Raw genomic sequence first — 14,310 nt, forward strand, 5'->3', positions numbered from 1 at the left:
AAAAGATAGCGGATAATAAAACATGACCTGCGCATCGGCTAGGGCCGGGGGATCCGCTGTAAATGACTGAAGATGTTCGCTTAAACCAGATAGAAGACTGGCTGGCTACCGTTTTGCCGGAAATTTTCCGGGAGCAGGCCTGGGGCGAGGTGCCGTCCGGCAGCCTGACCGCGGCCAGCAGCGATGCCAGTTTCCGCCGCTATTTCCGCTGGGCGGGCGAAGGGCGCAGCCTGATCGTGATGGACGCCCCGCCGCCGCAGGAGGACTGCCGTCCCTTCGTGCGGGTGGCTGCGCTGCTGGCCGCTGCCGGGGTGCACGTACCGCGCATCCTGGCCCAGGATCTGGAGCGTGGTTTCCTGCTGCTGAGCGACCTCGGCCAGCTCACCTACCTGGAGGTGATCAACGCGGCGAACGCCGACGATTATTTCGCGGCTGCCATCGAGGCGCTCCTGGCCTTTCAGCGCAAGCAGCCGACGAACGGCAGTCTGCCGCTCTACGATGAGGCTCTGCTGGCGCGGGAATTGGCGCTGTTTCCCGAGTGGTACGTCGGCCGCGAACTCGATACGAGTCTCAGCGAGACGCAACGCGAGCGCTGGCAGGCCATCTGCCGCCTGCTGATCGACAGCGCCCTGGCACAGCCCCAGGTGCTGGTCCATCGGGACTTCATGCCGCGCAATCTGATGCTCAGCACTCCCAATCCGGGCGTGCTGGATTTCCAGGATGCGGTCATCGGGCCGGTCACCTACGACATCACCAGCCTGTTCAAGGATGCCTTCCTCAGTTGGCCGGAGCCGCTGGTGCAGCGTTGGCTGCTGGGCTACTGGGAGCAGGCGCGTGCCGCCGGGGTGCCGGTGCAGGCCGAGTTCGCCGACTTCCAGCGAGCCTCGGACCTCATGGGCGTGCAGCGTCATCTCAAGGTGATGGGCATCTTCGCCCGTATCTGGCATCGCGACGGCAAGCCGCGCTATGTCGCCGATACCCCGCGCTTTCTCGCCTATATCCGCACCGTGGTGGCGCGGCGGCCTGAGCTGGCCGACCTGGGCGCGCTGCTCGACGAGTTGCACGCCGAGCGGGGCGAGGCATGAAGGCCATGATCCTGGCGGCTGGCAAGGGTGAGCGGATGCGGCCGCTGACCCTGACCCGGCCCAAGCCGCTGATCGAGGTGAACGGTCGGCCGCTGATCGAGCACCACCTGCTGGCGCTGGCCGCGGCCGGTATCACCGAGTTGGTGATCAACCACGCCTGGCTGGGCGATCAGTTGGAGGCAGCGCTCGGCGATGGCCGCCGGTTGGGCGTTGCCCTCCGCTTCTCCGCCGAGGGTGAGCCGCTGGAGACCGGGGGCGGCATCTTCCGCGCCTTGCCGTTGCTGGGCAGCGCGCCCTTCGTACTGGTCAACGGCGACATCCGTACCGATTTCGACTTCGGCAGCCTGGCATTGCCGGCGGACTGCCTGGCACACCTGGTGCTGGTCGATAACCCGGCCCATCATCCGGAGGGCGATTTCGGTCTGCTGGAGGGGCGGATCAGTCTGGAGACCGCTCCACGCTTCACCTACAGCGGTATCGCCGTGCTGCATCCGCAGCTGTTCGCCGGCTGCGCGGCCGGGGCCTTCAAGCTGGTGGACGTCCTGCGCCCGGCCATCGCGGCGGGGCGCGTCTCCGGCGAGCGCTGGCCGGGGCGCTGGGTCGACGTGGGCACCCTGGAGCGTCTGGCGGAAGCGGAGTCGCTGTTCGGGACCGCCTCTTGAAGCTCTGGTTCTGGCCACTGACGCTGCTGGGCTTCCTGGCCGGCTGGGCCGTCGCCAGCATCCCGGGCGCGCTGCTGGTGGCGTTGCTCGCCCATGCGGGGGAGCGCCAGTTGGGGTTGACCTCCGTGGCGGGTTGGAAGGCCCGTTGGCGAGGGCGGCCCGGTCGCTTCGAGCACCGCGCGCAATTCCAGATGCTCGGGCGCCTGGCCAAGCGCGGCGGTCGCGTGCTCACCGCCCACATCCGCCAGGCCGAAGGCGAGATCGAGCGGCTGGGCTTGAGCACCGACGACCGCCGGCGCGCCATTGCTGCCTTCGAGGAAGGCAAGGGCGGGACCTTGCCGTCGGCGGTCGAATTGCAGCACCTCAGCGAGCGCGCGGAACCCATCCTGCGCGCCTGTTGGCGCATGGTCTGGATCAGTGGCAGCGTGCGCCCTGGCGATCGCGACGAGATCCTCGGCTGGGGGCAGACGATGGGGCTGGCCGAAGCCCAGGTGCTGGCCCTGCAGCCGCCGGTGCCGACGGCGCCGCGACAGCCCGTCAATGACGAGAAGTACCGCCAGGCCCTGCAACTGCTCGGCGTCACCGAGGATGCCGATGCCGCCACCGTCAAGCAGGCCTATCGACGCCTGCTCAGTCGCCATCATCCGGACAAGAAGGCGGGAGCCGGCGCGGCCCAGTCGGCGGTCTATGCCGCGGCCCAGCGCACCGCCGAGCTGCATGCCGCCTATCAGCTGATCAAGACGCGTCGGGGCTTCCGCTAGCCGCCGGGGGCAGGCGATCCAGCCAGGCGCGCAGGCGGCGGACGGTCTGTTCCTGCTCCGCTGCGCGATCGCCGGGGATGACCGGCAGTTCGATCTGGCGATAATTCTTGTTGGCCTTCTGCGCCGCGCGCTCCTTGCGGCGCTGGGCGGCCGGCCCCGGAGCATGTACCAGGTCGGCGATCTGCAGGTCGGTCTTGCCCATGGTGGCGTCCAGCCGTGCGGGTAGGCCCTGGGGTTCGCGGCCATCGATCAGCGCCAGTTGCTTGACCTCGGCCGGTTCCTTTTCTGCCAAATAACGGGCGGCCCAGTAGGCGCCGGTGCCGTGGCCGACCAGCACGATGTGTCCGGCGCCCTGCTGCAGTGCCAGATCGATACCGGCGGCGATGCGCGCCAGTACGCGCGTGGCCTGGGCATTGGCTGCGGCCTCGGGATCGACCGGGGCGACCGCTGCCTGGGCCGGTTCGCCGCTACCGGCTTCGGCCTGCGTCGGCGCCGTGGGCGCCGTGCCGGTGCCGCCGGTCACCGGGGGTGGCGTCTGCTCGCTGTTGGCCTGGGCGTCGGTGTCCGCCGGTGCGGTATCCCGCTCGATCGCCACCACGGGATCGTAGGGGTCGGGCAGGCTCAGGGCGATGGTTTGCCAGCCAAAGGTGGGCAGTTGCTGGCGCACCGGTGCCATCACATTGGGCCAGTCGGCCGATTCGCCGTCGCCCGGGACCAGGATCACCGTGCCGGTGGCCTTGGCGCGGGCCGCCGGCAGCAACAGGGCGAGAAAGGATTCGTCGCCGGCCTGCAGGGTCTTCTGCTGCTCGGCGGGCAGTTGCCGCATCAGCGCCTGCTGCTGTTCCTGGCTACGCTCCGGTGCGGGCGCGACGACAGCCGCGGGCGCCTCGGCGGGCGGGGTGGGCGTCTCCTCGGCCAGGACCGGCATGGCCAGGCCGAGTAGCAGGAGCAGGCGAAGCGGCAACGGGGCAAACGACATCGGGCGGAATCCTGTTCGAGGGACGCGGGGTGTTGACCCTGGCGAGACTACCGCCGTTCGGCCCGTCGCGGCAGCAGGAACGCCTAGAGCCTGGTCAAAGACTGCCGCGCGCCGGCCAAACGGCGTTGAAAATGCCTAGCTCGTGAGCCTTTGCGCAGGCTCTTAGCGGCGCGCGGATCTCCGTTACAATGCCGCCACTTAACCTTCGCCGAGGCTATCCCATGCAACCCTTCGCCATCGCTCCCTCGATCCTGTCCGCCGATTTCGCCCGCCTGGGCGAGGAAGTCGACAAGGTCCTCGCCGCCGGTGCCGACATGGTCCATTTCGACGTGATGGACAACCACTACGTGCCCAACCTCACCATTGGCCCGATGGTGTGCAAGGCGCTGCGCAACTACGGGGTGACCGCGCCCATCGACGTGCACCTGATGGTCAAGCCGGTGGATCGCATCATCGGCGACTTCATCGAGGCCGGTGCCACCGACATCACCTTCCATCCCGAGGCGTCCGAGCACATCGACCGCTCGCTGCAACTGATCAAGGATGGTGGCTGCCGCGCTGGCCTGGTGTTCAACCCGGCCACCTCGCTGGATGCCCTGAAGTACGTGATGGACAAGATCGACATGGTGCTGCTGATGAGCGTCAACCCCGGCTTCGGCGGCCAGACCTTCATCCCCGGTACCCTCGACAAGCTGCGCGAGGCCCGCGCCCTGATCGACGCCTCGGGCCGGCCGATCCGCCTGGAGATCGATGGTGGGGTCAACGTCAAGAACATCGGCGAGATCGCCCGCGCCGGGGCCGACACCTTCGTCGCCGGCTCGGCCATCTTCGGCCAGCCAGACTATGCCGCGGTGATCCAGGCGATGCGCGCCGAGCTGGCCAAGGCCCAGTCGGTATGAGCGCGCTGGTGCGGCTCGGTGGCGGACATCCGCCCGCGCTGGTGATGTTCGACCTCGACGGCACCCTGCTGGATTCCGCGCCGGACCTGGCAGCGGCGGTGGACGCCATGCTCGAACGCCTGGGCCGCCCGCCGGCCGGACTGGCCAAGGTGCGGCTGTGGATCGGCAACGGCGCCCGGGTGCTGGTACGTCGCGCCCTGGCCGACGACATGGCGCATGCCGCGGTGGACGATGCCGCCGCCGACGAGGCCCTGGCGCTGTTCATGGAGCTCTATGGCGGCAGCCATGCCCTGACTCGCGTCTATCCCGGCGTGCAGGACAGCCTGGCGCTGCTGCGCACCCTGGGCGTGCGCCTGGCGGTGATCACCAACAAGCCGGAGCGCTTCGTGGCGCCGCTGCTGGCCGACATGGGCCTGGGCGAATTCGACTGGATCATTGGTGGCGATACCTTGCCGCAACAGAAGCCCGATCCAGCCGGCCTGCTGCGAGTGATGGCCCAGGCGCAGGTGTCCGCCGACCAGGCGCTGTTCATCGGCGATTCGCGTAACGACATCCGCGCCGCCCGCGCTGCCGGGGTGCCCTGTGTGGCCCTGAGCTACGGCTACAACCATGGCGAGCCCATCGCCAACGAGAGACCGGATCTGGTCATCGACGACCTGCGCGAGCTGTTCATCTAGGACCTGCCCCGAGCCGGCCGGTTGCCATGCCGCGCCGGCTAGGCTAACGTGACCGCTCTACCCGCCCAAGAGCAAGAGATCGCATCGTGGTGGTCACCCGCACAGGCTCCTCGCGAGCATGGATGAAAGTCATCAAGGCCCTGGCCCGTTGGCGCTGGCGCGCCTGATTTCGTCCTGGCCGGTATTTGACCGGCGCGCTGTGCACCCGACCTTTCGTTTTTCCTCGCCACGAGGCTGATCATGACCCGCGACGACTTCCTGCGCCTGGCCGCTCAAGGCTATAACCGCATTCCCCTGGCCTTCGAAACCCTGGCCGACTTCGATACCCCGCTGTCCCTCTATCTCAAGCTGGCCGATGCCCCCAATTCCTATCTGCTGGAGTCGGTACAGGGCGGTGAGAAGTGGGGGCGCTATTCGATCATCGGCCTGCCGTGCCGGACGTTGCTGCGCGTGCACGGCTACCAGGTGACCGTGCACGCGGGCGAGCGGCAACTCGAGGCCTGTACCGTCGAGGACCCGCTGGCCTTCGTCGAGACCTTCAAGACCCGCTATCGCGTGCCGGTGGTGCCCAATCTGCCCAAGTTCGATGGTGGTCTGGTGGGTTACTTCGGTTATGACTGCGTGCGTTACGTGGAAAAACGCCTGGGCGCCTCGCCCAATCCCGATCCGCTGGGCACGCCGGACATCCTGCTGATGGTGTCGGACGAGGTGGTGGTCTTCGACAACCTCGCCGGCAAGCTGCACTGCATCGTGCTGGTGGACCCGGCCCAGCCGGAGGCCTACGAGCAGGGCCAGGCACGCCTGGCCGCGCTGCGCGAGCGTATCCGCCAGCCCATCGCGCCCCGGCTGGGCCTGGACTTCGCCGCCATGCAGGTCCCCGGCGAGCCGGCGTTCCGCTCCAGCTACAGCCGTGACGACTACGAGAATGCCGTGGCGCGGATCAAGGACTACATCCTGGCCGGCGACTGCATGCAGGTGGTGCCCTCGCAGCGCATGACCATCGATTTCCAGGCCGCGCCCATCGACCTCTACCGGGCGCTGCGCTGCTTCAACCCCACGCCCTACATGTACTTCTTCAACTTCGGCGATTTCCATGTGGTCGGCAGCTCGCCCGAGGTGCTGGTGCGGGTGGAGGACGGCGAGATCACCGTACGCCCCATCGCCGGTACGCGCCCGCGCGGGGCCACCGAAGAGGCCGATCTGGCGCTGGAGCGCGACCTGCTGGCCGACGCCAAGGAACTGGCCGAGCACCTGATGCTGATCGACCTGGGCCGCAACGACGTCGGTCGGGTCTCCGCCACCGGTAGCGTGACCCTGACCGAGAAGATGGTCATCGAGCGCTATTCCAACGTGATGCACATCGTCAGCAACGTCACCGGCCGCCTCAAGCCCGAGCTGAGCGCCATGGACGCCCTGCGTGCCATCCTGCCGGCCGGTACCCTGTCCGGGGCGCCGAAGATCCGCGCCATGGAGATCATCGACGAACTGGAGCCGGTCAAGCGTGGCATCTACGGCGGTGCCGTGGGCTACCTGGCCTGGAACGGCAACATGGATACCGCCATCGCCATCCGCACCGCGGTGATCAAGGACGGCGAGCTGCACGTGCAGGCGGGCGGCGGCATCGTCGCCGATTCCCAGCCGGCGGCGGAGTGGGAAGAGACCCTCAACAAGAGACGCGCCATGTTCCGCGCGGTGAAGCTGGCGGAAGGCAAGGTCTAGGGGCGCGCGGGGATCGCGGCCATGGCGGTACGCCGATGCGGCCGCTCCTGAAAGACTCCGGTGCTTTGCTGATCGCGGCCACGGGCCGCTCCTACAGGTCGTAGTGTGGAAAACGGCGCAGCCTTTTCCACGGGTGAGTTCGCCGCGCAGGATTCCCTCACCCCAGCCCTCTCCCGAAGGGAGAGGGGGCGCTTGGAGCGGACGCTCGTCTTCAGTGACTCAGGCGATAAGACAGTTGCTCCTACAAAGCGTCAACCGCTGTAGGAGGGGCCCGTGGCCGCTATAGGTCCCTCGCCTGAGGTCCTCTCGCTAAGCCTCTTCGATCCGCCCCAGGACGGCCCCAGCCGCCAGGTAGTCTCCGGCCGCCTGGGTGATCGCCAGACGCCCGGCGCGCGGGGCGAGGACCTGGGTTTCCATCTTCATCGCCTCCATCACCGCCACCACCTGGCCAGCTGCGACCGCGGCGCCGTTCTCCACCGTCCAGGCGTGCAGGTTGCCCGCCACCGGGGTGGTGACGGCATTGGCGTCCGTGGACGGCGTGGCCGCCATCTCTTCGCCTGCCGGGACGCTCATCGCCAGGCCGCGCAGCAGGGCGCTGGGCAGGCCGAGGGCGTGGCGACGGCCGTCGATCTCGACGAAGGTGCGCAGCACGCCATCGTTCGCCGGTTCGCTGCGTGGCGCCAGGGCGATCTGCTCGGCGAACACCGTCTCGATCCAGCGGGTATGCACGGCGAAGGCCGCACCGGTGAAGTCGGCGTGGGCCATCACCGCCTGGTGGAAGGGCAGTACCGTAGCCACGCCTTCCACGCTGAACTCCGCCAGGGCACGGCGGGCGCGGGCGATGGCCTGCTCGCGGGTGGCGCCGGTGACGATCAGCTTGGCGACCATGGAGTCGAAGTTGGGCGCCACCTGGGAGCCGGTCGCCACGCCGCTGTCCAGGCGGATGCCAGGACCGCTGGGGGCGCGGAAGGCGGTGATGGGACCCGGGGTGGGCAGGAAGCCACGACCGGGGTCCTCGGCGTTGATGCGGAATTCGAAGCTGTGCCCGCGCGGCGCCGGTACCTCGCCGAAGGACAGCGGCAGGCCGTCGGCGATGCGCAGTTGCTCGACCACGAGGTCCAGGCCGCTGGTTTCCTCGGTGACCGGGTGCTCCACCTGCAGGCGGGTGTTGACCTCCAGGAAGGACAGGGTGCCGTCCTGGCTCAGCAGGAATTCCACGGTGCCAGCGCCGACGTAGCGGGCGGCGGCGCAGATGTCGCGGGCGGAGGCGTGGATGCGCTGGCGCAGGGAGTCGTCCAGGAAGGGCGCGGGCGCCTCTTCCACCAGTTTCTGGTTGCGGCGTTGCAGCGAACAGTCGCGGGTGCCCACTACCTCGACCCGGCCATGGCGGTCGGCCAGGACCTGGGCTTCGATGTGCCGCGGGCGGTCGAGGAAGCGTTCGACGAAGCATTCGCCCCGGCCGAAGGCGGCAGTGGCCTCGCGGACCGCCGAGTCGTACAGCTCGGCCACTTCGTCCAGGCGCCAGGCCACCTTGAGGCCGCGTCCACCGCCGCCGAAGGCCGCCTTGATGGCGATGGGCAGGCCGTGCTCCTCGGCGAAGGCCAGCACCTCGGCAGCGCCCCTCACCGGGTCCTCGGTGCCGGCCACCAGGGGGGCGCCGACGCCCAGGGCGATGCGCCGGGCCTGCACCTTGTCGCCCAGCGCATCGATGGTGTCCGGGTCCGGGCCGATCCAGATCAGGCCGGCCGCCTGCACCGCCCGGGCGAAGTCGGCGCGCTCGGACAGGAACCCGTAGCCGGGGTGGACGGCATCGGCGCCCGCGCGGCGGGCCACGTCCAGCAACTTGGCGATGTCCAGGTAGGTCTCGGCCGGGCGCTGGCCATCCAGGCCATGGGCCTCGTCGGCCAGGTGCACGTGCAGGGCGTCGAAGTCGGCGTCGGCGTAGACGGCTACCGAGGCCACACCGTAGTCACGGCAGGCGCGGACAATGCGGACGGCGATCTCGCCGCGGTTGGCGATCAGGACTTTTTTCATCGGATGTTCTCGGCAGCGGGAGAAGCGCTGGGGCGCAGTTCGGCGAAGGGGCCCAGCGGATTGAAGCGGATACGGGCACCGACCGGGATTTGCCCGGCCAGGTCCAGATGGTGGCTGGCGACGGCGCCGATCACCGGATAGCCGCCGGTGAGCGGATGGTCGGCCAGGAACAGCACCGGCTGGCCATTGGGCGGCACCTGGATGGCACCCAGGGCGGTGCCTTCGCTGGGCAGCTCGCCGGATACCTGGCGCTCCAGGGGCGTCTCGCCAGCCAGGCGAATGCCGACCCGGTCGGACTGGGGCGTGACGCGCCAGCTCTGCCTGGCCAGCGTTTCCAGTGCGGCCGGAGTGAACCAGTCGCTACGCGGACCGAGGACCACATCGAGCACCACCTCTTGGTCGGCGCTGGGCAGCGTCACGGGCGGCCTTTCGCTACAGGACACGGCGGCGCCGCCGACCAAGGGATGGAAGCCCAGGCGATCGCCAGCGGCCAGGGGCGCCGGGCCGACGTTGGCCAGGGTATCGAACGCCAGGCTGCCCAGTACCGGTGCCACGGCGAAGCCGCCGCGCAGTGCCAGGTAGCTGCGCAGCCCCGCCGGCGGACTGCCCAGGCTGAGGCGGTCACCGTCTTCCAGAAGGAAGGGCTGGTAGGGTGCTGGCTGCAGCCGGCGTCCGGCGCGGGTGAGCACTTCCAGGGGGGCTGGAGCGCCGGTGACGGCGACCAGGGCCTGGCCGTGACAGAGGCAGCTGAAGCCGCCCAGCAGGATTTCCAGGCAGCCGCTGCCAGGTTCGTTGCCCACCGCGCGATTGGCTGCACGCAGGGCGCCGCGATCCAGGGCGCCGGAGGCGGAGACGCCCTGGCCGGTCTGGCCCGGGCGACCGAGGTCCTGCAGCAGGGTGCGCAGACCGGGGCTGAGGATTTCCAGATAGTCCGCGGTGACTGGCGCGGTGGGTGCCGCGAGCGGCGCCTCGGGCAGGCCACCCGCGGGCAGCGGGCCGGCATCGCGGAAGCGCACCCGGTAGCCGGGGCGCAACAGCGCCGGCTCCGGGCGCGACAGGTCCCAGAGGTGCAGGGGCGTCACCCCCAGCAGTTGCCAACCACCGGGACTGGCCTGGGGATAGACGGCGGCGAACCCGCCGGCGATGGCCACCGAACCGGCCGGCACCCGGGTACGCGGCGAAGGGCGCCGCGGCACCTGGAAGCCCGGGCCGCCGCTGAGATAGCCGAAGCCCGGGGCGAAGCCGCAGAAGGCCACCTGGTAGTCGCTGCCGGTATGGCGGCGGATCACCTCGGCCACGCTCAGGCCGAGCAGCCGGGCCACCTCGTCCAGGTCCTCGCCGTTGTAGTGCACCGGGATCTCGACGAGCTTGCCGGCCTCGCGGCCACCGCCGTCGAGGGGCAGGGCGGCGATATGGTCGACCAGGTCGGTCGCTTTCAGGGCGCTGGGGCGGAACTGGACCAGCAGGGTGCGGGCCGCCGGGACGATCTCCTCGATCCCGGGCAGCGGCCGGGCCTGCAGGGCGTCGAACAGGGCCAGGGTCTCGTCGAGATCGGCCAGCTCCACCAGCAGCGCATCCAGGTTGACGGGCAGAAAACGCAAGGGCTTCTCCTAGACGTGATAGGTGCGGTCGGGCACATCGGTGATGAACATATGGCCGGGCGCATGGGTGATGGCGAAGGGCACCTTGGAGGCCATGACCGCCGCCTGGGGAGTGACGCCGCAACCCCAGAACACCGGGATCTCCCCCGGCTCGACGCGCACCGCATCGCCGAAGTCCGGCCGCGCCAGGTCGGCGATGCCCAGCCGCGCCGGCTCGCCGATGTGGACCGGGGCGCCGTGCACCGCCGGGTAGCGGGCGGTGATGGTGGCCGCCTCGGCGACCCGCTCGGCGGGAATGGGCCGCATGGACACCACCATCTCGCCATGTAGGCGGCCCGCCGGACGGCAGGCGCGGTTGGTGCGGTACATGGGCACGTTGCAGCCGTCGGTGATGTGACGGATCTCGATGCCGGCTTCCAGCAGGCCGGTCTCGAAGGTGAAGCTGCAGCCGATCAGGAAGGTCACCAGGTCCGCATGCTCGGCCCAGGCGGCGCGGCCGTCGGCGACTTCCTCCACCAGCACGCCATCGCGCCAGACGCGATACAGCGGCAGGTCGGTGCGCAGGTCGGCGCCCTCGGCCAATGGCGTGGCATAGCTGCCGGCGTCGGTGACGTCCAGCACCGGGCAGGCCTGGGGATTGCGCTGGGCATAGAGCAGGAAGTCGTAGGCCCAGTCGCGTGGCAGGGCGATGAGATTGGCCTGGGTCATGCCGGGGGCGACGCCGGCGCTGGGGGCGACCAGGCCAGCGCGGTAGCGGGTACGGGCCTCGCGGGCGGCGGCGATGGCGGCGTCCTGGGCGGCTTTGAGCGGATTCATGGGTGGACCTCCGTGAAGGCGCGGGGCGTGACCCCGGCGAGTTCGAGATGGCGACGCAGGGCGCGGGCCATGTCCACCGCGCCGGGGCTGTCGCCGTGGACGCAGATGGAGTCGGCCGCGATGGGCGTCAGGCTGCCGTCGATGGCTTCCACCACGCCGTCCTGCACCAGGCGCAGCATGCGTTGGGCGACGAGTTCGGCATCGTGCAGCACCGCGCCGGGCAGGCGTCGCGAGACCAGCGTGCCCTCCGGCGTATAGGCGCGATCGGCGAAGGCCTCGGCCACGCAGGTCAGGCCGGCGGCACGCGCCCAGCCGAGCAGCGGCGAGCCGGCCAGGCAGACCAGCACCAGGCCTTCGTCCAGCTGGCGCAGGGCGGCGATCACCGCCCGGGCCTGGCGTTCGTCCTGGGCGATGGTGTTGTACAGGGCGCCGTGCGGCTTGACGTAGCTCACCCGGGTCCCGGTGGCGCGCGCCAGGGCCTGAAGGGCACCGATCTGGTAGAGCACGTCGGCGGTCAGCTCGTCGCTGGCAATGTCCAGGTTGCGCCGGCCGAAGCCCACCAGGTCGGGATAGGCGACGTGGGCGCCCACCGCCACGCCCTTGGCGGCAGCCGCCTGCAGGGTGCGCAGGATGCCGGCGGGATCTCCGGCGTGGAACCCGCAGGCGATGTTGGCGCTGGTGACGATGTCGAGCATGGCGGCATCGTCGCCCATCTGCCACTGGCCGAAGCTTTCGCCCAGGTCGCTGTTCAGATCGATGGTCGGCATAGGGGGCTCCCGGGATCAGGCGGCGTTGAGCAGGGCGAAGATGGGGCCGGCGGACTTGACCGCCATGTACCACGACAGCAGGCAGGTGAGTACGCCGAGTACCAGCAGCCAGCGGGGGTAGTGGTAGCCCTCCATGAGGTCGGAACGGCGCCAGCCGACGTACATGAACAACGTCAGGCCGAGCGGCAGGATCAGGCCGTTGAAGCCACCGGCGAATACCAGCAGGGCGGCCGGCGGCTTGCCGATCAGCAAATAGATAGCCAGGGCGATCAGTACGAAGACCACGGTGCAGAGGTTGCGGGCCCGTTCGGTGATGTTCCTGGAGAACACGGTAATGAAGGTCATGGAGGTGTAGGAGGCGCCGATGATGCTGCTGATGCCGGCGGCCCAGAGGATCAGGCCGAACACGCGCAGACCGTATTCGCCGAGACTGGCGTCGAAGGCCTGGGCGGCCGGGTTGGCGGCCTGGCCGGAGACGTCGATCACCACGCCGCTGGCGACTACCCCGAAGATCGCCAGGAACAGCACGTAGCGGGCGATACCGGTGACCAGGATGCCGCTGAGCGCAGCCTTGGAGACCGCCTCGAGGTTTTCCACGCCGACGGTGCCGCGGTCCAGCAGGCGGTGGGCACCGGCGTAGGTGATGTAGCCACCGACGGTACCGCCGACGATGGTGGTGATGGCGGCGAAGTCCAGGACGTCCGGGAAGATCGTCTGGCGCAGGGCCTCGCCCACGGGCGGATGGGAGGCGAAGCAGGCGATCACGATCAGCGCCACCTTGAACACGCCGAGCACCACCATGATGCGATCCATGGCCACGCCGGCGCGGTGCGACAGGAAGATGCCGATCGCTACCAGCGCGCTGAGAGCACCACCCCAGGCCGGATCGAGGCCGAGCAAGGCATTCAGGCCAAGGCCAGCGCCGGCGATATTGCCCAGGCTGAACACCAGGCCGCCGGAGATCACCAGTACCGCCAGCAGATAGCCGCTGCCGGGAATGGCCGCGTTGGCGATGTCCGAGGCGCGCATGCGGGTCAGGGCAACGATGCGCCAGACGTTCAGCTGCACCACGAAGTCGATGAGGATGGAGGCGAGGATGCCAAAGGCGAAGGCGGCACCCAGTTTGGCGGTGAAGGTGGCGGTCTGGGTGAGGAAACCGGGGCCGATGGCCGAGGTGGCCATCAGGAAGATGGCGGCGATCAGAGAGGCTCGGCGATCCTTGGCAAAAGCGTTGGCGGCATGGGCGGTCTGGGTCACGGCGGCGTTCCTGGACGAGAGGTCATGCTCCGGCCGACGCAACCTCTGTGCCACTCGTGGACAAAAGGCAGTATTTGTAGGTTTTACATGGATTTATTGTTCAACAAAAATATGTTCATGGTTCTTTTATTTGCACCACTTTGTTACTCATCCACTCAAAAGTGCTACCTCCTGGTGCGCAGGTGCCAGCTTTTCTTGCCTAAGCCTTCGCCCTCGGACACCATCGCACCGCGTCTGCCTGCCTCGGAACATCCATGAAGACCCCTGTGCCCGACAATGCCCGTACCCTCGGCGAGTCCGTGACCGCGGAGATCCGCCGCCAGCTGGTGGAGGGCGAGCTCAAGCCTGGCCAACGCCTGTCCGAAGCGGCGCTGGCGGAGCGCCTGGAGATCTCCCGCAATACCCTGCGCGAGGCCTTCCGGGTGCTGACTCAGGAGGGCTTGCTCAAGCACGAACCCAATCGCGGGGTGTTCGTCTGCGTACCCGACATGGCTTCGATCATCGACATTTACCGGGTACGGCGCTTCATCGAGTGCCAGGCGCTGGCTCAGGCCTATCCGCGCCATCCCGGCGCGTTGCGCATGCGTGAGGCGGTCACGGCGGCCCAGCACGCGCGTGCGGCCCAGGACTGGGTCGCGGTGGGCACCGCCAACATGGCTTTCCACGCCGCCATCGTCGAATTGGCCGACAGCCCGCGACTATCGGCCTTCTACGATCAGCTCTCCGCCGAGTTGCGGCTGGCCTTCGGCCTGCTCAAGGATCCGGAATTCCTCCATGCCCCCTACCTGGAGATGAACGTCGCCATCATCGAGCTGCTGGAGGGGGGCAAACCCATCGAGGCCACGGCGGCACTGGAAAGCTACCTGGTGCAGTCCGAGCGGACCGTGCTGGCGGCCTATGGTCGACTCGGGAGCTGAGCCGCCAGCGGTTGCGCCGGACCGCCGGCTGGGCTACTGTGCGGAGAGAACCACGTCGGAATCCATCCCGTGACCTGCAGCGCCGCCCTCTCGATGCCTCTCTTCAAGGCCCACGCCCGTTGGCGCTGGCGCGCCT

13 protein-coding genes are annotated in these 14,310 nt (G+C 69.0%); 7 read left to right on the forward strand and 6 right to left on the reverse strand.

All coding sequences use genetic code 11. From position 1 onward, the window contains the following. Positions 1–62: 62 nt before the first annotated feature. Genes AR540_RS21470 through AR540_RS21480 form a run of 3 tightly spaced genes read left to right on the forward strand, consistent with a single transcriptional unit; the run spans position 63 to position 2,508 of the window. On the forward strand, positions 63–1,085 hold the full coding sequence (locus AR540_RS21470) for an aminoglycoside phosphotransferase family protein (protein ID WP_059231942.1): 1,023 nt from the start codon (positions 63–65) through the stop codon (positions 1,083–1,085). Then, positions 1,082–1,747: an N-acetylmuramate alpha-1-phosphate uridylyltransferase MurU gene (gene murU / locus AR540_RS21475; protein WP_059231944.1), complete on the forward strand. Its 666-nt coding sequence runs from the start codon at positions 1,082–1,084 to the stop codon at positions 1,745–1,747. The genes AR540_RS21470 and murU overlap by 4 nt, the downstream gene beginning before the upstream one ends. Next, entirely contained in the window at positions 1,744–2,508 is a 765-nt protein-coding gene (locus tag AR540_RS21480; RefSeq protein WP_059231946.1) for a DnaJ domain-containing protein, read from the forward strand. Before murU ends, AR540_RS21480 begins: the two co-directional genes overlap by 4 nt. Here AR540_RS21480 and AR540_RS21485 read toward each other — a convergent pair. Then, complete coding sequence (locus tag AR540_RS21485; protein WP_065242559.1) at positions 2,483–3,487, reverse strand: DUF3530 family protein; 1,005 nt, start codon at positions 3,485–3,487, stop codon at positions 2,483–2,485. The two genes, AR540_RS21480 and AR540_RS21485, sit on opposite strands and share 26 nt — an antisense overlap. Positions 3,488–3,708: 221 nt before the next feature. On the opposite strand from AR540_RS21485, the gene rpe reads away from it, so the two are divergent. The 3 genes from rpe (at position 3,709) to trpE (ending at position 6,782) form a co-directional block, all read left to right on the forward strand. Then, positions 3,709–4,386: a ribulose-phosphate 3-epimerase gene (rpe, locus tag AR540_RS21490; RefSeq protein ID WP_059231948.1), complete on the forward strand. Its 678-nt coding sequence runs from the start codon at positions 3,709–3,711 to the stop codon at positions 4,384–4,386. Beyond that, positions 4,383–5,063, forward strand: a complete 681-nt coding sequence (locus tag AR540_RS21495) for a phosphoglycolate phosphatase (RefSeq protein WP_059231951.1) — start codon at positions 4,383–4,385, stop codon at positions 5,061–5,063. Before rpe ends, AR540_RS21495 begins: the two co-directional genes overlap by 4 nt. Before the next feature lie 240 nt (positions 5,064–5,303). Beyond that, positions 5,304–6,782 (forward strand): anthranilate synthase component I, encoded by a 1,479-nt coding sequence (gene trpE / locus AR540_RS21500; RefSeq protein WP_059231952.1) that lies wholly within the window; start codon positions 5,304–5,306, stop codon positions 6,780–6,782. A gap of 309 nt (positions 6,783–7,091) precedes the next feature. Here the strand turns inward: trpE and AR540_RS21505 are convergent, their stop codons facing one another. The 5 genes from AR540_RS21505 to AR540_RS21525 are packed head-to-tail and all read right to left on the reverse strand — an operon-like array spanning position 7,092 to position 13,257. Next, positions 7,092–8,816, reverse strand: a complete 1,725-nt coding sequence (locus tag AR540_RS21505) for an acetyl/propionyl/methylcrotonyl-CoA carboxylase subunit alpha (RefSeq protein WP_059231954.1) — start codon at positions 8,814–8,816, stop codon at positions 7,092–7,094. Beyond that, on the reverse strand, positions 8,813–10,417 hold the full coding sequence (locus tag AR540_RS21510; protein WP_059231956.1) for a 5-oxoprolinase/urea amidolyase family protein: 1,605 nt from the start codon (positions 10,415–10,417) through the stop codon (positions 8,813–8,815). Before AR540_RS21510 ends, AR540_RS21505 begins: the two co-directional genes overlap by 4 nt. 9 nt (positions 10,418–10,426) lie before the next feature. Continuing rightward, on the reverse strand, positions 10,427–11,233 hold the full coding sequence (locus AR540_RS21515; RefSeq protein ID WP_059231958.1) for a putative hydro-lyase: 807 nt from the start codon (positions 11,231–11,233) through the stop codon (positions 10,427–10,429). Next, positions 11,230–12,000 carry a LamB/YcsF family protein gene (locus tag AR540_RS21520; protein WP_059231960.1) on the reverse strand — a complete coding sequence of 257 codons (771 nt, stop codon included), beginning with the start codon at positions 11,998–12,000 and terminating at the stop codon, positions 11,230–11,232. Before AR540_RS21520 ends, AR540_RS21515 begins: the two co-directional genes overlap by 4 nt. Before the next feature lie 15 nt (positions 12,001–12,015). Further along, the gene (locus tag AR540_RS21525) at positions 12,016–13,257 is read right to left on the reverse strand and encodes an NRAMP family divalent metal transporter (protein ID WP_059231962.1); all 1,242 of its coding nucleotides are present in this window, start codon (positions 13,255–13,257) and stop codon (positions 12,016–12,018) included. Between the two features lie 254 nt (positions 13,258–13,511). On the opposite strand from AR540_RS21525, the gene AR540_RS21530 reads away from it, so the two are divergent. Further along, positions 13,512–14,174, forward strand: a complete 663-nt coding sequence (locus tag AR540_RS21530; protein ID WP_059231964.1) for a GntR family transcriptional regulator — start codon at positions 13,512–13,514, stop codon at positions 14,172–14,174. Positions 14,175–14,310: the final 136 nt, after the last annotated feature.

It is taken from the genome of Pseudomonas sp. EpS/L25, from assembly GCF_001512295.1.
GTDB lineage: Bacteria > Pseudomonadota > Gammaproteobacteria > Pseudomonadales > Pseudomonadaceae > Chryseomonas.

Excerpts from the sequence above, each read along its gene's own strand:
- murU (WP_059231944.1), top strand. The coding sequence starts at position 1,082 with ATGAAGGCCATGATCCTGGCGGCTGGCAAGGGTGAGCGGATGCGGCCG.
- AR540_RS21505 (WP_059231954.1), bottom strand. The coding sequence starts at position 8,816 with ATGAAAAAAGTCCTGATCGCCAACCGCGGCGAGATCGCCGTCCGCATT.
- trpE (WP_059231952.1), top strand. The coding sequence starts at position 5,304 with ATGACCCGCGACGACTTCCTGCGCCTGGCCGCTCAAGGCTATAACCGC.
- AR540_RS21495 (WP_059231951.1), top strand. The coding sequence starts at position 4,383 with ATGAGCGCGCTGGTGCGGCTCGGTGGCGGACATCCGCCCGCGCTGGTG.
- rpe (WP_059231948.1), top strand. The coding sequence starts at position 3,709 with ATGCAACCCTTCGCCATCGCTCCCTCGATCCTGTCCGCCGATTTCGCC.
- AR540_RS21485 (WP_065242559.1), bottom strand. The coding sequence starts at position 3,487 with ATGTCGTTTGCCCCGTTGCCGCTTCGCCTGCTCCTGCTACTCGGCCTG.
- AR540_RS21530 (WP_059231964.1), top strand. The coding sequence starts at position 13,512 with ATGAAGACCCCTGTGCCCGACAATGCCCGTACCCTCGGCGAGTCCGTG.
- AR540_RS21470 (WP_059231942.1), top strand. The coding sequence starts at position 63 with ATGACTGAAGATGTTCGCTTAAACCAGATAGAAGACTGGCTGGCTACC.
- AR540_RS21520 (WP_059231960.1), bottom strand. The coding sequence starts at position 12,000 with ATGCCGACCATCGATCTGAACAGCGACCTGGGCGAAAGCTTCGGCCAG.
- AR540_RS21515 (WP_059231958.1), bottom strand. The coding sequence starts at position 11,233 with ATGAATCCGCTCAAAGCCGCCCAGGACGCCGCCATCGCCGCCGCCCGC.